This is a genomic window from Microcoleus sp. MOSTC5 (assembly GCF_036701825.1).
Classification (GTDB): domain Bacteria; phylum Cyanobacteriota; class Cyanobacteriia; order Cyanobacteriales; family Microcoleaceae; genus Microcoleus; species Microcoleus asticus.
On record NZ_JAUBRK010000044.1, the window covers coordinates 46,495 to 66,114 of the forward strand.

Below are 19,620 nucleotides of genomic sequence, written 5' to 3' on the forward strand. Positions count from 1 at the left end.
TTAGATAGGGCAGGGCAATTCCTATTAACGTAAAAAGTAGATTAAAAGCTGAGGATTTGTAAAGAATGAGTGGCGATTTGAGATCGGATTTAATTGCAGCAGCCAAACATTTTTACGATCGCGGTTGGATGGTTGGGACTGCTGGCAATCTTTCAGCCCGCTTACCAGATGGCACTTTCTGGATTACTGCTAGCGGCCGCGCCAAAGGGCAGTTAACTGAAGAAGATTTTATCCGAATGAACTCAGACGGCGCAATTGTCGAGCAACCTGTTCCGCACAGCCGCCCTTCGGCCGAAACCAGCATTCATTTAGCCGTTTACAATTGTTTTCCAGACGCTAAAGCTTGCTATCACGTGCACTCGATCGAGGCAAATTTAGTTTCTCGGCTAACAGCAGGAGATGCAGTGCCTTTACCCGCGATCGAAATGCTGAAAGGTTTGGGGGTATGGGAGGAAAACCCGCAGGTGGCGATACCCCTATTTGCAAATTATTTGGAAGTCCCTAAAATAGCCAAGGCAATTTGCGAATTCTTTGCCATTTGTGCGCCGTCTGTACCAGCTTTGTTAATTCGCGATCACGGCATCACAGTCTGGGCAGACTCGCCAGCCGCCGCCTACAATTACGTAGAAATTGTAGAATACATTTTTCGCTATACGATCGCAGCCCGCCAATTAAATTTAGATTTAAGATGGGATAGCTGAGATTGAGCGGTGCATGAATTCGGAGGCTTGGGAATTTGAGAGTAGGAAACCAGCAAACATCGAAAATAGGCAACAATGATGGCTAAATATACCAGAATTTTATCCATAGATGGAGGGGGAATTAGAGGGATTATACCCGCGCAAGTTTTAGTTAGCATTGAGTCAAAGCTGCAACAAAAAAGCGGCAACCCAGATGCGAGAATAGCTGACTATTTTGATTTAATCGCCGGCACGAGTGCGGGAGGAATTTTAACTTGCATCTATTTGTGTCCCGATGCCAAAAATCCCACCAGGCCTCGGTGGTCGGCTGAAGACGCTCTTAATTTTTCAATTGAGAGCGGCCGCGACGTTTTTAAGAGTTCATTTTGGCAAAAACTCAAATCTATAGACGGTTTGATAGATGAGAAATATCCCAGCGATCGTTTAGAACAATTCTTTTTGGAAAACTTTAGAGATTGCAAACTCAGCGAACTGCTGAAACCTTGTTTAATTTGCAGTTACGACATCGAAAGGAGAAAAGCTCACTTTTTCGATAAAATAGATGCTCTACAATATCCAGCAGAAGACTATTTTATTAGAGATATCGCCAGAGCCACATCGGCAGCTCCCTCTTACTTTGAAGTTACCAAAATCTACTCTTTGACAAACGAGTCCTACGCTTTAATTGACGGGGGAGTTTTCGCAAACAATCCCGCGCTTTGTGCCTATGCTGAAGTTAGAAATAAATTCAGAATTCCTGACGATCGCCCCGACAAAGGGCCGACAGCAAAAGATATGGTAATTTTATCCTTGGGGACGGGAGAAGCTCAGAAAAAATTCCCCTACGAAGATGTAAAAAATTGGGGTCAAGTAGAGTGGGTTGAGCCTTTAATTAATATCATGATGACCGGAGTTGCGGAAACTGTAAATTATCAAATAATTCAAATTTATGATGCGGTTGAAAGACCGAATCAATATTTGAGAATTAGTCCAGATTTGAGCCACGAACAACCGCTGCCGATTGATGATGCCTCGGAAGGGAAGATATCGGAACTGTTGAGAATTGGCAAAGATCAAGCCGAAAAATATAATGAACAGTTGGATAAGTTTATCGACTTGTTGCTTGCCGAGTAGTCATAGGATTTTAGATTTTAGATTTTAGAATTGAATAATTGGAAATGACTGATGATTACCGCATAATCAACCAGTCCCAATGTCAAACCTAAAATCTAAAATGGTATAACCCACCAACCGCAGGGCAGGCCAACTGAAAAAATATGTTGACAAATCGTGCAATAATTGCTGTAGGATTGCCGAAAATCTCTATGTGGCAGTGCTTCGCCCTGTTTGCAATTAATCGCGAGCCATCAGTCATTGGTTAAAAAATGCCAAGAAAAGCGCGATCGACATTTAGATGAAACCTTCAATAACAGGTGGTTTCAGCGGTTTTTAGTGACGCTGTTCCTGGGTGGCCAAGTGCTGCTGCGGATACTCCAAGGCAAAATTGACCGCCGCCAAATCATGGAACATTTAGTAACAGTAGGCCTGGATTCCTTCCGCTCCGTGCTGCTAATAGCCTTTTTTGGCGGCATGATTTTTACCTTTCAATCGGCCAGAGAATTGGTTCGCTTTGGCGCGGTTGGGGCGGTAGGAGGTGCTTTTGCTCTGGCATTTTGCGGCGAATTAGCACCACTTTTAACGGCGGGCGTGGTGGCGGGACAAGTAGGTTCGGCCTTTGCCGCGGAGATAGGAGAAATGCAGGTGACGGAACAAATAGACGCCCTGTATATGTTGAGAACCAATCCGGTTGATTATTTAGTAGTGCCGAGGGTGATAGCTTGCTGCATCATGCTGCCAGTGTTAACAATTTTTTCGGTAGCGGTGGGAATTTTGGGCGGGCTGTTTGTGGCCGTTAATTTTTACGAGTTGGAACCGTCGGTATTTTTGGAATCGGTGCGGACTTTTTTGGGGCCTTGGGATTTAGTTAATGTGGCGATTAAGAGTTTTATTTTTGGGTTAATAATTGCCCTTGTCGGTTGCGGTTGGGGGTTGACGACGACGGGCGGAGGGAAAGGGGTAGGCCAAGCTGCAACGGCGGCGGTGGTGACTTCGTGGGTGTTTATTTTTGTCGCTGATTTGTTTTTATCGCTGTTGATGTTTCACGAGTTGGGGATTATGAGAAACGGAGGTTAATCGAGAGTTGCACGGGCGATAGAACAAGAGTTAGATCATGCCTTTGTTAATAACTATTTGATAATACTCGGGGGTTAAAACGGCTCATACACAAACTTTCGCTCCTTTCTAAAAAACTAACAAATACAGCGGTAACCGCTGTTATAAGGTACAGTAGCAGCAATTAGCTTTCCCAACTTCTTAAATGTTGAGAATTCATGTTTGTTCACCCCAACTGCAATTATTATATCAATCATGGACGTGGTAGTTGGATCAAATCTCCGCAAAAAAAATTTGAGTTGTGACAACCATTGTTCAAGGAGATTAAAATAGGCGAGAGTATGGATATAAACACATAACACTCGCACCTACAGCTTCAATCATTCGCACAATTGATGCTAGTTTATGGGCGGGTAAATTATCCATTACTACTACAGATACTGTCCATAATTGATAACATAAAAACAGCTCAATAAATACGACAATGCCGCTCGCTCAGTTGAATCCTTCACTGTCATTAATCCCAGCAATTGATTAATACTAATTGCCCCAGGGGCTGTAAATTAGTGCCCCTCTATAAAATGGCTTTAGGTTGGATACTCTTCTCCCTAGCTGTGAACGGGCATGAGTTCTGGTCGCACTCAGTAGAATCCCGGTTTCCTCGAAAAATACGCTTGTTTTGTGCCTCCATATCTTTGATCTTGTCCCAATACTCCACTCTTAATTTTTGGACTCTTTCTGTCGCGACTTGCCTACTCTACCCGGGTTTTTTTTACGATGTAGTCCTAATTTTTGCCGCGCAGCGACACATTGCCGTCCGACTCACCCAATTTCCGGTCTTAATAGCAAATAATTCAGATAAATCGACCAAGGTGGTATCAAGATGAGCTGTTACAAGTGCTTTGACGAATGCTTTCGCATTGGTCAGATGACTGAATTGCGGTTTTCCTCTCTGTTTCGGCTATAAATTTCCCTCGGTTTGTTGTTGCTCGTGGCTGTTGTTAGACGAGACTTTTAGGCTCCCTAAAATCTGGTGGCTACTTTTCTAATTGACATCTTTTCTGCCAAATGTGCTGTCACTATTTTTTCTCGGAGAGCGAGGGAATATGCTTTGATTAGCTTTGATTAACCAAGGATATTTTATTTTTATTTATTGTACCGCATAACAGGGGTTCCCCCTGTATTAGTTTTTTTTATATTTAGATTTGTTAAACTTCAAAAAATATTTAAAAACCTTAGATTATACTTGTTTGTAGTGCATTTGAATATTTTTTTAATTTTGTCATAAATATCAGTATACCTACTGAGATATACCTACTGAGATACCCTCGGGTCTTCAATTTATCATCAGTGAAATTACACACATGAACCCTAGCTTTTTCGGTTACAACCTAAGCGAAGCTATTTACGAAAGTGTCAATACTATTATTTATCGCGCCACAAGACACGTTGATAGAACCTCCGCGATTATCAAAACCTTCAAGACCGAGCATCCGACAATCGAAGAAATTTCCCGCTTAAGACACGAACATAAAATCCTCAGACATTTAGACAGTGAAGGAATAGTCAAGCCCATAGCCTTAGAAAACTATCATAACGGCTTAGCGCTGATAGTAGAAAATTTTAGCGGTCAATCTTTAAAAGATTTTCTCAAAAATCAATCCTTAGCTATAAACGCATTTCTCAAAATCGGCATTCAGTTAGCAAACACTCTGGGAGAGATCCATCAAAGTAATGTGATCCATAAAGATATTAAGCCCCAAAATATCCTAATTAACCCAGAGACAAAGGAAGTAAAAATCATTGATTTTAGCATTGCTTCTCTCTTAGACCGAGAAAATCAAACCGTCACCAATCCCAACTTATTAGAAGGAACTCTCGCTTATATGTCGCCGGAACAAACCGGCAGAATGAACCGATCGGTGGACTACCGCACCGACTTTTACTCCCTTGGTGTTACATTTTATGAAATGCTGACGGGTAAGCTACCTTTTTCCGCAAAAGACCCTCTAGAATTCGTTCACTGCCATATAGCTAAAGCACCAATACCACCGAAAGAACTGAATTCAGAAATCCCGGATGCAGTTTCTGAGATCGTAATGAAATTATTATCTAAAACCGCTGAAGATAGATATCAAAGTGCTTTGGGACTAAAGGTTGACTTGGAAACCTGCCAGCAGATGCTTTCTTCAGGAGAGATTTGCCACTTTATTATAGGTCAACTAGATTCCTACAGCCAATTTCTGATTCCGCAAAAACTTTATGGACGGGAAAGAGAAGTTGCTAGTTTGCTAGAAGCCTTCGCTCGCGTCAGTGGTGGGAAAACGGAAATGATGCTAGTTTCGGGTTATTCAGGTATCGGCAAATCTTCTTTGGTTAACGAAGTTGATAAACCTATAGTCGGAGCACGAGGGTATTTTATTTCTGGTAAATTTGACCAATTTAAGCGGAATATTCCTTATGCTTCTTTAATTCAAGCATTTCAAGGGTTGATGCGGCAACTGCTAACTGAAAATTCCGCTCAAATAGCAATTTGGAAAGCTAAAATTCTCGAAGCACTTGGTGCCAATGGGCAAATTATTATTGATGTTATTCCCGAAGTAGAAAAAATTATTGACCAACAGCCTGCGGTTCCGACTTTGGGACCGACCGAATCCCAAAACCGATTTAATCGAGTGTTTCAAAAATTTATACAGGTGTTTAGTAAAGCCGAACACCCCTTAGTGATATTTTTGGATGACTTGCAGTGGGCTGATTCAGCTTCGCTCAAGCTTATCCAGCTAATTATGACCGATCCAGATAGTAAATATCTGCTATTAATTGGGGCGTATCGAGATAATGAAGTCAGTGCCACTCATCCCTTAATTTATACCTTAGAGCAAATTCAAAAGACAAATGCGCTAGTCAATAATATTATCCTCCAATCTTTAGAAATCTCCCATGTCAACCAATTAGTGAGCGAAACCCTTCGCAGTCCAATTTCCCAAGTTTTGAGTCTGGCTGAGTTAGTTTTTAAGAAAACCCAGGGGAATCCCTTCTTCTTAAATCAACTGCTCAAATCCCTTTATCAAGACAAACTCCTATCCTTTGATTTCGATCGAGTTTGTTGGCAGTGGGATATCCAACTGCTTCAAGGCATTGATATCAGCGATAATGTAGTCGAATTGATGGTCAGCCAAATTCAAAAGCTGTCCTCCCAGACGCAGAATGTCTTAAAATTAGCTGCCTGTATTGGAGACCTATTCAGTTTAGAAGTTTTGGCAATTGCTAATAAACAATCTCAGTCAGAGACGGCAAGAGATTTATGGAAAGCGCTACAAGCTGGTTTTGTTATCCCGCTAAATAATTCCTACAAAATCCCCCTGGTATTTGACTCGGAAACATCGACAGAAAATTCACCCGAGCAGTTTGATGTCATCTATAAGTTTTTGCATGACCGAGTGCAGCAGGCATCTTATTCTCTAATTCCCGACGACCATAAAAAAGAAACTCACCTAAAAATCGGTCAACTGCTGCTACATTCTACAACGCCGGAAGAACGAAAAGAAAATATCTTTGCACTGGTTAACCAACTCAATTACGGCACCGATTTAATCACTTTGGAGTGGGAAAGATATGAGTTGGCAGAACTCAATCTGATCGCCGGACAGAAAGCCAAGTCTGCCACAGCTTATGAGTCGGCTGTCAAATATTTGAATGTGGGTTTAGGATTTCTCCCTCAGGATAGCTGGGAGAGTCAATATGAGCTGACGTTTAACCTTCATCTGGAAGCAGCAGAAACTGAATATATAAACACTAATTTTGAGCGATCGCAAGAACTTTCTGAAACCATCCTGCAACAAGCAAAAACCCTTCTGGAAAAAGGCAAGGTCTACGAACTTAGAATTCAGTTAGAGATGTCTCAAAATAAGAGACAATCAGCTATAGATAATGGAATCGCTGTTCTGGAAATGTTCGGAATTAGCCTAGAGCAAGAACCCCCTCAAAAACTAATGTTTGAGGATTTAGCTAACTTGCCGGCAATGACAGATCCCGATAAACTCGCAACTATGCGAATATTAAATCTTATTATAACATCAGCTTTTATTGTAAATCCTGCGATGTTTCCGCGAATTCTTTATACAAAAATAGCCTTGTCTATTAAGTATGGAAATTCGCCTGAATCTGCTTTTGCTTATGTTTGGTATGGAGTGCTACTCTGTGGAGGATTAGGAGACATAGATTCTGGATATAATTTTGGCAAATTAGCTGTTTTTCTGTTAGAGCGATTTAACACAATCACCCTTAAATCAAAAATACTTTGTATATTTAATTGTCTTGTTAGATTTTGGAAAGATCCGCTTAATACTACCCTAGAACCTTTGGTTGATGCAATTCAAAGTGGTATAGAAACTGGAGATATAGAATATGCTTGTCACAGTACAGTCAATTATTGCAATCAGTTATTTTTCAGCGGCAGGGAACTACAGAAAGTTGAGCAGGAACAGGCAAAGTATGTTGCCCTAACCATTAAACTCAAACAAGAATACGATACTTTATTTGTTAAAATTTACCAGCAAATAGTTGACAATCTACTCGACAAAAACTCAGATAAATACTTTTTGCTAGGTGAAAGTTTTAATGAAGAAGAACTACTGCCAGGAATCGAGGCGTCTAACACTGGGACTTTGCTCTATGCTTACCATGTCGGCAAAATGATTCTCTCTTATCTATTTAAAGAACCCGATAAAACAGTATCCAATGCCAACTTAGCATTAAAATATGCCGACACTGGGGCAGGATTAATGCACATGAGTATCTACAACTTCTACTATTCTCTTGCCCTCATAGCACTATATCCCGAAGCGGAACCAGGCCAGAAAGAACAATACCTAAGTGAATTAACAGCGAATCAAGAAAAATTAAAGACCTGGGCGTTTTACGCGCCGTGCAACTTCCAGCATAAGTATGACTTAGTAGAAGCAGAAAAAGCCCGGATTTTGGGACAACCTTTAGAAGCCAGCGATTATTACGATCGCGCCATAGCCGGAGCTAAAGAACAGGGATATATCCAAGAAGAAGCATTAGCCAACGAACTAGCAGCAGAGTTTTATTTTTCCCGCGCTAAAAATAAAATTGCTCGGATTTATTTAACCGATGCTTACTACGGATATAGTCGCTGGGGAGCGAAAGCTATAGTCAAAGATTTAGAAGCCAGATATCCTCAAATACTTTCCCGGATAGCCAAGCCAGAAGCTCAACGGAACCAGGTCACTATGACCACTACCTCGACGAGTGGAGGGAGTGCAGTATCTCTAGATCTAGCTACTGTGATCAAAGCATCTCAAGCTCTTTCTGGTGAAATTGTACTGAGTAAGCTGTTGGCGAAATTGATGAAAATTGCGATCGAGAATGCGGGGGCTCAAAGTGGCATTTTCATTTTAGAAAAAGCTGGGAATCTACTAATAGAAGCCTATGGAACCGTAGAGAGCGATGTAGAAGTGCTGCAAACAATACCAGTAGAAAAAAGTCAGCAACTACCCATATCTTTGATTAACTATGTTGCCAGAACTCAGGAAAATGTTGTCTTAAACGATGCAAGCTGTGAGGGAACGTTCACAGCGGATACTTATATCGTCAACCAAAAACCCAAGTCAGTATTATGTACTCCAATCGTTCATCAAGGAAAACTTACGGGCATTTTTTACTTAGAAAATAATCTCACAACTGGTGCTTTTACTCCCGATCGTTTAGAAGTTTTACAACTTTTATCTTCTCAAGCAGCTATTTCGATTGAAAATGCCCGTCTTTATAAAGATTTGGAAGCAGCCAACGCTACTTTAGAAGCGAAGGTGGCAGAAAGAACGCAACAGTTACAAGAAAAAAATATCGATTTACAAAAAGCAGAAGAATTAGCAAAAGCCGCCAACTCTGCCAAAAGTGAGTTTCTTGCTAATATGAGCCACGAGCTCCGAACGCCACTTAATGGCATTTTGGGTTACACCCAAATCCTGAAACGACAAAAAAACTTGGCTGACCAGCAAAAAGATGGTCTGAACGTCATTAGTCAGTGCGGCGAACACCTATTAACCCTGATTAACGATATTTTAGACCTGTCCAAAATCGAAGCCAGAAAAATGGAAATCCACCTGAGTAATTTCCATTTCTCAGAATTTTTGGAAGGCCTTGCTGAAATTTGCAATATTCGGGCAGAACAAAAGGGAATCTCCCTGATTTACGAGCCAATTACCCAACTACCTATTGCCGTCCAGGGTGATGAAAAACGGTTGCGGCAAGTTTTAATCAACTTGCTCGGCAATGCGATTAAGTTTACTGAAAAAGGTGGGGTGGCATTCAAAGTAGGATATCAGGATGGCAAAATCCGGTTTCAAGTGGAAGATACCGGAGTTGGTATGGCACCAGAGCAATTGCAAGACATATTTTTGCCTTTTCACCAAGTAGGAGATGCCAATCGCAAGGTTGAAGGAACCGGGTTGGGACTGGCAATTAGCCGCCAATTAGTCCAGATGATGGGCGGTGAAATAAAGGTGAAGAGTACATTAGGACAAGGGAGCATTTTCTTCTTCGATTTAGATTTGCCAGAGGTATCGGAATGGGCGACTAATGCAGCAAAAGCCAATGCCCACACAATCGTTGGTTTCAAAGGCGGCAAGCGAAAAATTCTCATAGCTGACGACAAGTGGCAGAATCGCTCGATCGTGGCGGGAATGCTTCAGCCGTTAGGATTTGAAATTCTGGAAGCAACGGAGGGTCAGGACTGTTTAAACAAGGCGCAAGAGTTTAAACCCGATTGTATCTTAATGGACTTGATGATGCCAATAATGAGTGGCTTAGAAGCGACCCGCCGGATTCGCAAATTACAAGCTCAGACTAATTTAGTAGTGATTGCTACTTCGGCCAGCGTTTTTGATTTTGATAAACAACAAAGTGTGGAGGTAGGTTGCAATGACTTTATCCCAAAACCCATACGAATAGAGGAGCTTTTAGAAAAACTACGTACTCATTTAGGGTTAGAATGGATCTATGAAGAAAATTTGGAAGAAATTCGGAAAGCAGAAGCAGAACAAAAATATTTAAGTTCTGAACTTGTAGCTCCACCCGATGAAGAAATCGCCATTTTATTCAATCTGGCTATGATGGGCGATCTTCGAGCTATTGGGGAGCAAGCTACAAAGTTAGAACAACTCAATGAGCAATGGGGGCCCTTTGCTACCCATCTGCGCCAGTTAGTGAAAGGGTTTGAAGAACAACAAATCTTGGAGTTTATTAAGAAATACAGGACTGCAAAATAATGAGTAACGAATTTCCCGAACAAAGCACAATTTTAATCGTAGATGATACCCCCACTAATTTAGGTGTCCTGTTCGATTTTTTGGCTGATTATGGCTTCAAAGTATTGGTAGCTAGGGATGGGCAAAGTGCTCTCCAAAAGGTCGAATATGCCGCGCCCGATCTGATCCTGTTGGATGTGCTCATGCCCGGAATTGATGGGTTTGAAACTTGTCGCCGTTTGAAAGCCAATGATTTAACGAGAGACATTCCCGTAATTTTTATGACGGCTCTTGCTGATACGGTGGATAAGGTTAAAGGTTTGAGTCTTGGTGCGGTTGATTATATCACTAAGCCTCTTCAGCACGAAGAGGTTTTAGCTCGCGTTAATGTCCACATGAAGCTGCGCAACCTGTCAAAGAAACTCCTAGAGAAAAATGTGTGCTTGCAAGCAGAAATCGAACAGCGTGTCAAAGCGGAATCCTCCCTCTTGAAGCTGGCATCGGAGTTGGAAAGGCGAGTTGAGGAAAGGACGGCTGAACTTTTCCAATCCAATCAATTACTGAAACAGGAGATTCAAGAGCGTCTGCAAGCGGAGGCGGGATTGCAACAATCGGAAGCTCAATTGCGAACCCAAGCTCAATGCTTAGAAAAAGCTTTTCGCGAATTGCAATTGACCCAGACTAAACTTGTGCAGAGCGAAAAAATGTCTTCTCTAGGTCAGCTTGTTGCAGGTGTAGCTCATGAAATCAATAATCCCGTTAATTTTATTTTTGGGAATCTTTCTTACGCCCATGACTATACCAAAAGTCTGATTGAACTCGTGAATCTTTATCAGCAGGAATTCCCCGTTTCTGGAGCAAAAATTGAAAATAAAATAGACGAGATAGAACTGGAGTTTTTGGTTGAAGACTTGCCTAAACTGCTGACTTCAATGAAGGTAGGCGTAGACCGTATTCGCGAAATTATTCAGTCGCTGCGAATCTTCTCGCGCTTAGATGAATCTGAGATGAAACCAGTGGATATTCACCAGGGTATTGATAGCACTCTGTTAATTTTGCATAACCGCGTTAAAGGAAGAGGCGATCGACCTCCGATTGAGGTGGTCAGACAATTCGGCAATCTGCCTCTGGTAGAGTGTTATGCTGGTCAGCTTAACCAGGTGTTTATGAATCTTGTCGCTAATGCTATTGATGCCCTAGATGATTACAATTCGACCCGATCGTTAAGTGAAATGAAAGCCAATCCCTCTAAGATTTTCATTCGCACTGAAGTCACGGACAGCAATCGGGTAGTAATCCAGATTAAGGATAACGGGTCTGGGATGACAGAAGATATCAGCAGACACCTATTTGAGCCATTTTTTACTACTAAACCTCTAGGGAAGGGCATCGGTATTGGGTTGTCAATTTCGCATCAGATTGTAGTGGAGAAACACGGTGGTCAGCTCAATTGTATTTCAGCTCCCAATCAGGGGGCACACTTTATTATTGATATTCCAATTCACCAGCGATTATTTGCTAACAATTTGATTCCGATGTCTGAAACAGCTTTGGGGATTTCTTAGGTGACTTTAACTTAACGGGACTTGAACAAATTTTAAGCCCCAATAAATCCCAAACTGGCTTTATACGCAGTAAATACCTTCATATTTTATGACAGCCAGTACACAAATCTATAAAATTATAGCTATTCTCAAAGCTGACAAAGCAGAGCGTAAATGGGCCTAAATGTAGGAAACCGCAATCAGAATTACTCAACTCCGCAACCATGATTTTTTTGAAACCACACTAAATGCAACTGAAGCCAAACTTTAAAGCACATTAAAGGCAACTGAGACAAAATTAAATGCAACCCTAACCCTGACCTTAACAAACATGAATCCTCAACATTTAAGAAATTGGGAAAGCTAATTGTTGCTACTGTACCTGAGAACAGCGGTTCCCGCTGTTCTCAGGTAAGGTGCGGTGTGTATGGAACCCTACATAAATTCAGTTCGCAGTAAAGAATGAAGTCCTAATTCATGGTTCAGGAATATAAGGAGGGCGATACACTCGAATTGCCTGAATTGGAACTTTCCCATCTGTTTCGGGGGCGATTTCGAGGATGTGTTTGGAGTTGCTTAAGTTCTGAGCTAATGTTGTAGGGTATTCGCGCCTTGAATCTGCAATCTTTGGCGGAACGTATGAATCAACAAACATCGGCCGCACCTGCCAGGAAATCTCAAAGCCTTTAGGCGTCAGTTTTTTAGAGTATTCATAGGCATTTTTCAGCCACCAGTTTCTCGCTTCAATCACGACGCGGCCAGAGTTTGAGACAAACATTTCGTCGTTGGTACCGCTGCCGTCGTAACCTGTGTTAGAACCTACAACGTCAAATTTAAACTTGCTGGCGTCGCTGTTAATCTCTGTAATTACGGCTTTCCAATCTTCGACGATTAGCGGTTTTTGACTGGATACTTGGAGAATAGCCGGCCAAGCCACGCCAAGACTAAGGCTAGGTCTGGTGATGCTGTAAAGTTCAGGAAATTCTGAGGGTTTTTTGCCGTCGATCGCAATTCTAGCAGAAATTGCCTTGCCGTTGAAGGTTTTATCGGCGATCGCATCTATTCTATTTCCTTCAAATTCTAAAACCAATTTGCCATCTTTCCACTTAACATCGTTGCCAACTGTATAGTTTTTAACTAAATCCTGCGCCGGTTGAGGAGAATTTGGCTTGTATCGCAGGTGCGGTTTTATCAGAGCAGCTAGGAGAAAATTTCCCCAATCGTTGAGGTGAATTTCATCCCTTAATAGCTGTTGTGGCTGCAAGCGATTATCTTTCAAATACCGCATCCAAGGTTCACGAATTTCGGCGATTTCGCAGCCGTATTTATCGGCTAACTCAGGCAGCCATTTAGTAGAATGAGTGTTGTGCCATTCGTATCTGTTTATTTGTCCTGGCTCGTCGCTGTTGCCTGTCGGCATCCAGTCGATGTGGTCTGAATGCAAAAGTATTTCGCTAGCAGTGCGGCTGCGGACATTGGCAATTATGGCTTCGTAATCTTCACCGCCTCCGTAGACGTGAAAAATGAGCAAGTCTGGATAAAAAGGATACAAATCGTGTTCGCTGGGACGGATTAAAATCGGGGCAGAAAATCCTCCGATCGCCCGATTTTCCACAATCAAATCAGCATTGGGAAATCGCTGTCTCAAATCCTTCGCTACATCTTTCCACCAATCTTGCTCAGTGATGGATTGACCGTAGAATAGAATACGCACTTGGCGGCGGTCTGTTGGAGTGCTTGCCGCAAGTAACCCCATAGTCCTTTGAATCCTCGCTCCAAAAGTAGCATTATTTTCAATAGGAGCCGGCGGGGGAAATGGCGTATCAGCCGCTATTTTTTTAATGAGCGGAACTAACAGAAAGCTCAGACACAAAAAAAGCAGCCACAAGTAGCGATAAATCTTTGATTTTCTGCTATTTCCTTGCTGTTTTGCCATTGTTTTATTTTTCCATTCTTTAAATCCCACCCATAACTAAGCTGTTGGGCATCTAAATTATATTTTTGGGCGGGCGTCCCGCCCACCCCACAAAAACTCGATCAAACTTGACTGTAAAATTTAGATAAACCTGGGCTTACCAAGAGTAGCTTTAGGGTGCGCAATGCGCACCTCACGAGAGCTTTCGGGTACTGGACAATGCGACCTCACGAGTAGCTTCCGGGTACTGGGCTGGCGCACCTCACGAGTAGCTGTAGTTTAGCCTGTATCGAAATATATTACCAAATTGAGCGAGACATAAAGTGATATAATGCCAGCTAATTAATTGCCGGAGATCGATCGCACGTCAAATGGATTACAAAACAGCCCGCAGTTTTCTGATCGACCAAGGAACCGCCCTGGAAACAAAGAAAAATCCCGACGCCTTCCTGATGCGTCTCAAACAAGGTCAGCCACCCGTACCGGGACAGGTGACATCGATTTTATTAGCTTTAAAAATATTGTTTGAGGGCCTGCAAGAATCTCCAATGCTCGATCGACAATTAATCTCGGCACTGCATTTACTCTCAGTAGAAGGTTTGCAGCAATTTGAAGCAGGACTGCGCAAAGGAGTTTCTTGGCCGCCGTTGCTGAAGGAAGACTTAAATCGAATTGCGATCGCAGTCAAGAATATCTTTTCCGGCGTTTGGCAGTAATTTAGCTCGGCAACCACCGCTCCCGATACCCACCGCCAGCAGACTCAACTTTTTATTATACAAATTTTTGTAAAAAAATCTGTAAATCTTGCTACATTTACCCTCGAATTGTGGCATCTTAATAAAATAATCGATTCTAACAAGCAATTGGAGAAACTACTCATGAACGCAGAAGAAAAAGCTAGACAACTAATTGCACAAGAAAGGCAGCATAGCGAACACTTGCAAGACTCTATGCTCAACCGTTCCTCTCACGAGCTAGAAACACCTAGCGAGGGAATTACTGAAGAAAAAGCCAGAGAATTAATGGCTCAAGAACGGCAGCACAGTGAACACCTGCACGACTCTATGTTAAGCCGTTCATCCCAAAAGGTAGAGGCATCGCTCGCACCCGATGACACTCACAAATAAATTTTGTTAACACAGGACTTACGGACAAAAACCCAAGAAACCGGGTTTTTATACCAGGACAAAGCGCTGTAAAAATGTTTTTGTGTAAACAACCAGGTTTCTGCGTTCTGTTCGACCGCAGTACAGCAAAACTATACTCAAATCGAGGAGGATTGTAGGTGCAATCAACACAGCCCCTGCTTAGTTTGCAGTCACTATCACAAACCTCAACGCGCCATATATAGCAAGAGAAAATCCAAACTTTACTACTCGCGAAAGCTTTCGAGGGATGCCAAAAGAGCTGGCAGTTCCTCCAGCGCAGCCGACACCAAAGCCTCATCTTTGTAAACTCGCGATCGGACAGTGCGGATACTTTTAGACGCCGAGGTGGTAGAGCCTCGCAGTTCCGAGTTTCCGGCTTCAACTAGCCCTAAATTTTTTGTTCTTCCCGTCCGGCAAAACATAGCAGTATCCTCTGTTTATCCCTAGATATGCGCCCGTAAAATTTCTCAGGGCTTGCTCAATATTTCTATTGTTCCTCAGATGGGTAATAGAGATGAAATCATGAAATAATTATTCACGATCAGTAGGGATCAACTTAAACTACATAACAACTCTTATTAATTTGTTACACGGGGCGTTTGTTTAAGCCGATCGCCCGCGACGACACAGACACCAGCAAGCAAAAAGGCGATCGCCCCTACAATCGCCGTTGTCACAGCAGGAACTGCTATCTATGATTTTAACTTTTAGTCCAGCAACAGTTATAAGTCAAATCAGGCCGACTGTCCAAAGCTTACCCGACGGAGACTACCGCTACCGAGACTCCTTTGTGATCGATCGACCTTTTCGAGAAATCCAATTTCGCAAACAAGATATATACATCACCGGCAGCGATTCCGACAAACGCACGGGAAAAAGTTACTGCTTCCGGGGAATCCCCCAGCAGAACAACATTATTAACATCACGGTAGCGATCGAAATTTCCCCGAAAACAGCACAGCAAACCGAGTGGAAATTAGCACCGGGAAACCCAATTAATTTCGACAAGCTTTATCCGCTGCAAGCTGCGCCGGGATTAGAATTGTACAAATGCCTGACAGCCTTTTTACCAGAATTGATGGATTAGTTACTCGTTACTTGTTAGTGGTTATTTTTTAAGCGCTTTGGCTTGTTAATAACCACTAACATTCGTTAACAGTTAACAATTAACAGTCAACAGTCAACAGTCAACAGTCAACAGTCAACAGCGAAGATTTAACTCTCTAAGAACCAGCATTTTCCAATTCTTCCCGCAGCATTTCCCGGTAGACTTTCGGCAAACTAGAACTCATAGAATTGTTCTCAATTCCATATCCCAAACTCGTCCAAGTTCCCGAAAGCATCCGCAATACCTCAGTTAATCTTTCCTGCCGCAGCATTTCTGAAATATCAGCTTTCCAAAACTTGCGATCGCTCAACCAAGCATAAACCACAGCATCCTGATCTTCGGGTTCAAAACTGTAATCTTCCCAAAATAAAAAATTAGCAGGACGGGCCTGATAGCGCTTAGCTTTCTCCTTCCAAGTCGTAGTCAGAAATTGATACCTGCCCGCAGCCGTAGTACATTTGCCCCGATTCGGGCCATTAACAATCTTCACGCACCAGTCAGGATGGCGGCTCAAATCTAATACGTATTTGCCACCGTAAACAACGTGATAAGGTCGAGAAACATTCGACTCGCTAGCAGAAATAGTGCGCATCAGGGCTCGAATGTAAGGATCGCCCGTTTTCATCGCCAGCGGCGGAGATTGTCTCCCCTCACTCGCCGACTGTGACAACTGCTGATTTCCCCGCAAATTGGCAACAAAAAAAACACCGCCGCCAATCACAGCGCCGATTAAAAGTAGAAATCCGAGGATTTGAATTTCCGATTGCCTCAGCAAACCCCTTTTTCGACGGCTCAATTTCTCAGCTTCTAGCCAAGTCATTTCTATTTCCGCAATTTCGGCTAATCTTCGAGCCGCCCGCATCCGGCGCACCCGAAAATCGTATTGATATAGCGGCGCTGCTAACAGGGTTAAACTCGATAAAACCCCAGCCAATTTGATGAGCCAGAAATCGAATTCACCGGCGATCGCAACATTTGTTAGAGTAGATATTCCTGCTAGTAATTGAGCCGGATCGATCGATCGCGCGGGCCAATAAAAAATCGCAAGTTGCACCAACAGTGACAGATTGAATGCAAAAAAAATCACTACAAGAGCATTCAAGCCTTCTCGCAAGTGCGATCGCATACCAGTGTGTCGGCGCTTGAACTTGCGCGCAACGCGAAAGCGGCTCGGCAGCGTAATTAGTAAGGGATTTAAGATTTTGACGGCTAAAAAGTGACAAATAGAAAACAAAGGTAACTGAATCAGCCAAGCCGCCAGCAGTAGAGTCAGAAAGCCGATATCGTCGCTGACAAAAGGAATGCCCCTGCGAAGGACAAAACTAAAACTCTGAGCGAGAGCAAATGCCCTTAACCACGAAATCGGATAGGGGAACCAAGCTGGCCACTTGAGAGTTTTCATGCTGAGAGAGGGAAATTTCAACGGCGAATAGTAAAACTATTAAGATTTTGCCAGATTTGGCGATCGGAAAATTGGTGTAGGGTGCGTCAGCCCCAATCTTTGACCCACATCAAAGTGTTTTTTGTCTGACGCACCGAACCCAAGCGAGCCTAATTCAATCAAATCACAGCAGCAAACAACTCCTCAAAACTCTTTTGCGGAGCCTCCGACTTCGCCACAATTTCCACAACCTTGTTGCGAGAAGTCGGCTCAAACAGCGCCTCCACGCACACTTGGGCTACCTTAGTGCGGGGAATGCTACCGTCTGATAGTTTGTCGGCAGCAGCCATGACGATCGCATCTGAATTATCCTCATTTTTGAGACCGCCCGGACGGACGATCGTATAAGTCAAGCCGCTTTTTTGCAAATACTCCTCGGCTTGCTTTTTCCAAACCAGAATCAGCCAGAACAAATTCAGCGGGTGAAAAAAGTTAGAGACGCACAGAGAAGTCACGAGCACAAAATGCTCAATTCCCTTAGCCTTAGCTGCATCCACCAAATTTTTAGTACCTTCAAAATCCACCTTGTAAGGCGCTGTCGGGTCAAAACCAGGGGCTGCCCCTGTCGCGCACAGCAACACCGTACTATCGCCGATGGCATCGCCCAGGGAAGTCGCATTTAATACATCCCCAGTCACTAACTCAGCCTCCGGTGGTAAAATTTGCCTAGCTGTCTCTAGATTTCGGACTAAAGCGCGCACGGGAATGCCTCGCTTGACCAATTCTGCGACGATTCGGCGGCCAGTCTGACCTGTGGCTCCTGCTACAAATGCTTTCATAAGTCGAGTTATGCTGAACTAGGGTAAGTTTTGTTACTATCAATTTCTCAATTGTAGGGAGGAAACTTCCTTAACACATCCCCAACCAGATTGATTGGCGTGTATAACAGGAGAGCATACAATGAAGCAGGATTCCGCTGAATATCAAACTTTTGAAGCTTCTGACGAAAATTACTACCCAGATGCGAGTTTCCGACAGCCGGAAAGTGGCAGCGCGGAGGCAGGAGAGGAAGTTGAGCCGATTTGGTTTCACACGCATTTTGAAGACAGCATGGAGATGTACGCGGATGCGGAGACGGTGGCGAAGCATTTGAACAACCACAAGAGTTGGTTTTGCCATTGCGCTTCGCCGATGAAGGCCCAGCCGCTCGGCGAAAACGGCTATGACTTATTAATCGGGCGTTTTGGGGCTTTTGGCTACTGCGTTGAAGCGAGAATTGGTTTAGAGTTGCTGCCTCCTGACGCTGAAGGCTGCTATTTGATTAAGACTATTCCGGTTCCGAATTATACCTCACCGGGGTATGAGGTGGATTTTCGATCGGCGATGAAGCTAGTGGAGATACCGTCTCATGAGTTTGCCGCCGATTGGCCGAGCTCGGAACGTGCTAAGCTGCCGCCTGCTATTACCAGTGCTGCGTGGAAGCTGGATTTGGCGGTGGGGGTTTGCTTTCCCAAGTTTATTCGATCGATGTCTCAACCTTTAATAGAAAAAACCGGCGATGCACTTTTGGAAAAAATTATTAAACAAGTTAACCGCCGCTTGACTTATAAAACTCAGCTTGTGTTTCACGAAAGTTTGGGCATTCCTTTTCCGAAAAATCCTCATAAACATTAACAAGACTTGCGTTCTAACTGACATTTGTAGGGTGCGCACTGCGCACCTTACTCATAAGTGCGATCGTAATAACTCATACCTTTTGAGATTTTAGACTTCGGCGCGAGCGCTCAGGCGAACTATTTGAGATTAAAGAAGTGGGAATAACTGATTGTGTATAGGTGGGGAACACGGCCCTACAGTTGCTTTTTTGAAACTGATATCATATCAATTGCAGTTGCACGAGCCAGATGACTGTTGACTGTTGACTAAAATTATGCTTTCGGGACAACTGACCGTTTGGACATTTGAACAATACCGATGCAACCAAAAACGATATCACTTCCTTCGCGTGCTTAGGGCGCACCTTACCCCTGTTTTATTGAACGCAACATTTGCTTGACCAGTTAATCGAAATAACCAAGTTATTGCTAATACAGTTTAAGGGTAAGGTCGTGATTGCATTTTGACATAGGCTCTTTTATTATCACGCCAATTAGTTTTTATGCTGGGTAAATTGATCACAGGGTGAAACACAATAGTTTCAAGTCAGAGGACATCAACTTCGACAGCATTGTTATTACAAGATTCTCCTTCTGTCATCATGCTTTCCCTCCTTATTACCTGATGATTAAGCAGTGTAGCCGATGCAGTTCAAAGCTGGCTCGGATCATTGGTAACAAGTTAGAAAGGAGTAGATTTTGTCAATACCTCTTGGGATAGAAATATTATGGAATAATAATGATAA

At 43.0% G+C, this 19,620-nt stretch carries 13 protein-coding genes; 9 read left to right on the forward strand and 4 right to left on the reverse strand.

Features of this window, described 5'->3' with window-relative positions:
• The first annotated feature begins 65 nt into the window (after window positions 1–65).
• From mtnB to QUA54_RS22865, 5 genes are all read left to right on the forward strand, one after another.
• Window positions 66–701, forward strand: coding sequence for a methylthioribulose 1-phosphate dehydratase (gene mtnB, locus QUA54_RS22845; protein ID WP_333196659.1), 636 nt, complete (start codon window positions 66–68; stop codon window positions 699–701).
• 75 nt (window positions 702–776) lie between these two features.
• The gene (locus QUA54_RS22850; RefSeq protein ID WP_333416418.1) at window positions 777–1,814 is read left to right on the forward strand and encodes a patatin-like phospholipase family protein; all 1,038 of its coding nucleotides are present in this window, start codon (window positions 777–779) and stop codon (window positions 1,812–1,814) included.
• 240 nt (window positions 1,815–2,054) lie between these two features.
• A complete protein-coding gene (locus QUA54_RS22855; RefSeq protein ID WP_333416419.1) occupies window positions 2,055–2,873 on the forward strand; it encodes an MlaE family lipid ABC transporter permease subunit in 819 nt (272 codons plus the stop codon).
• Between the two features lie 1,343 nt (window positions 2,874–4,216).
• Window positions 4,217–10,144 carry an AAA family ATPase gene (locus tag QUA54_RS22860; protein ID WP_333416420.1) on the forward strand — a complete coding sequence of 1,976 codons (5,928 nt, stop codon included), beginning with the start codon at window positions 4,217–4,219 and terminating at the stop codon, window positions 10,142–10,144.
• Window positions 10,144–11,688, forward strand: a complete 1,545-nt coding sequence (locus QUA54_RS22865) for a response regulator (protein ID WP_333416421.1) — start codon at window positions 10,144–10,146, stop codon at window positions 11,686–11,688. Before QUA54_RS22860 ends, QUA54_RS22865 begins: the two co-directional genes overlap by 1 nt.
• 454 nt (window positions 11,689–12,142) lie before the next feature.
• Here QUA54_RS22865 and QUA54_RS22870 read toward each other — a convergent pair whose 3' ends face one another.
• The gene (locus QUA54_RS22870; RefSeq protein ID WP_333416422.1) at window positions 12,143–13,603 is read right to left on the reverse strand and encodes an SGNH/GDSL hydrolase family protein; all 1,461 of its coding nucleotides are present in this window, start codon (window positions 13,601–13,603) and stop codon (window positions 12,143–12,145) included.
• A gap of 350 nt (window positions 13,604–13,953) precedes the next feature.
• Between QUA54_RS22870 and QUA54_RS22875 the strand changes: the two genes are divergently transcribed.
• Both QUA54_RS22875 and QUA54_RS22880 read left to right on the forward strand, forming a co-directional pair.
• Entirely contained in the window at window positions 13,954–14,298 is a 345-nt protein-coding gene (locus QUA54_RS22875) for a Dethiobiotin synthetase (RefSeq protein WP_172184826.1), read from the forward strand.
• Between the two features lie 162 nt (window positions 14,299–14,460).
• Window positions 14,461–14,709 (forward strand): hypothetical protein, encoded by a 249-nt coding sequence (locus QUA54_RS22880; protein ID WP_172184828.1) that lies wholly within the window; start codon window positions 14,461–14,463, stop codon window positions 14,707–14,709.
• Window positions 14,710–14,954: 245 nt separating this feature from the next.
• Here QUA54_RS22880 and QUA54_RS22885 read toward each other — a convergent pair whose 3' ends face one another.
• The gene (locus QUA54_RS22885) at window positions 14,955–15,152 is read right to left on the reverse strand and encodes a hypothetical protein (protein ID WP_333416423.1); all 198 of its coding nucleotides are present in this window, start codon (window positions 15,150–15,152) and stop codon (window positions 14,955–14,957) included.
• A 272-nt stretch (window positions 15,153–15,424) separates the two neighbouring features.
• On the opposite strand from QUA54_RS22885, the gene QUA54_RS22890 reads away from it, so the two are divergent.
• Window positions 15,425–15,817, forward strand: a complete 393-nt coding sequence (locus tag QUA54_RS22890; RefSeq protein ID WP_333416424.1) for a hypothetical protein — start codon at window positions 15,425–15,427, stop codon at window positions 15,815–15,817.
• A gap of 136 nt (window positions 15,818–15,953) precedes the next feature.
• Here the strand turns inward: QUA54_RS22890 and QUA54_RS22895 are convergent, their stop codons facing one another.
• Window positions 15,954–17,240: a glycoside hydrolase family protein gene (locus QUA54_RS22895; RefSeq protein WP_333416425.1), complete on the reverse strand. Its 1,287-nt coding sequence runs from the start codon at window positions 17,238–17,240 to the stop codon at window positions 15,954–15,956.
• Window positions 17,241–17,398: 158 nt separating this feature from the next.
• Window positions 17,399–18,058 carry an NAD(P)H-binding protein gene (locus tag QUA54_RS22900; protein WP_333304476.1) on the reverse strand — a complete coding sequence of 220 codons (660 nt, stop codon included), beginning with the start codon at window positions 18,056–18,058 and terminating at the stop codon, window positions 17,399–17,401.
• 121 nt (window positions 18,059–18,179) lie between these two features.
• Here QUA54_RS22900 and QUA54_RS22905 point away from each other — a divergent pair, with 121 nt between their 5' ends.
• A complete protein-coding gene (locus QUA54_RS22905; RefSeq protein WP_333416426.1) occupies window positions 18,180–18,893 on the forward strand; it encodes a DUF1997 domain-containing protein in 714 nt (237 codons plus the stop codon).
• Window positions 18,894–19,620: the final 727 nt, after the last annotated feature.

Coding starts and splice junctions, on each gene's coding strand:
- mtnB (WP_333196659.1), top strand. CDS start 66: ATGAGTGGCGATTTGAGATCGGATTTAATTGCAGCAGCCAAACATTTT.
- QUA54_RS22850 (WP_333416418.1), top strand. CDS start 777: ATGATGGCTAAATATACCAGAATTTTATCCATAGATGGAGGGGGAATT.
- QUA54_RS22860 (WP_333416420.1), top strand. CDS start 4,217: ATGAACCCTAGCTTTTTCGGTTACAACCTAAGCGAAGCTATTTACGAA.
- QUA54_RS22865 (WP_333416421.1), top strand. CDS start 10,144: ATGAGTAACGAATTTCCCGAACAAAGCACAATTTTAATCGTAGATGAT.
- QUA54_RS22870 (WP_333416422.1), bottom strand. CDS start 13,603: ATGGCAAAACAGCAAGGAAATAGCAGAAAATCAAAGATTTATCGCTAC.
- QUA54_RS22875 (WP_172184826.1), top strand. CDS start 13,954: ATGGATTACAAAACAGCCCGCAGTTTTCTGATCGACCAAGGAACCGCC.
- QUA54_RS22880 (WP_172184828.1), top strand. CDS start 14,461: ATGAACGCAGAAGAAAAAGCTAGACAACTAATTGCACAAGAAAGGCAG.
- QUA54_RS22885 (WP_333416423.1), bottom strand. CDS start 15,152: ATGTTTTGCCGGACGGGAAGAACAAAAAATTTAGGGCTAGTTGAAGCC.
- QUA54_RS22890 (WP_333416424.1), top strand. CDS start 15,425: ATGATTTTAACTTTTAGTCCAGCAACAGTTATAAGTCAAATCAGGCCG.
- QUA54_RS22895 (WP_333416425.1), bottom strand. CDS start 17,240: ATGAAAACTCTCAAGTGGCCAGCTTGGTTCCCCTATCCGATTTCGTGG.
- QUA54_RS22900 (WP_333304476.1), bottom strand. CDS start 18,058: ATGAAAGCATTTGTAGCAGGAGCCACAGGTCAGACTGGCCGCCGAATC.
- QUA54_RS22905 (WP_333416426.1), top strand. CDS start 18,180: ATGAAGCAGGATTCCGCTGAATATCAAACTTTTGAAGCTTCTGACGAA.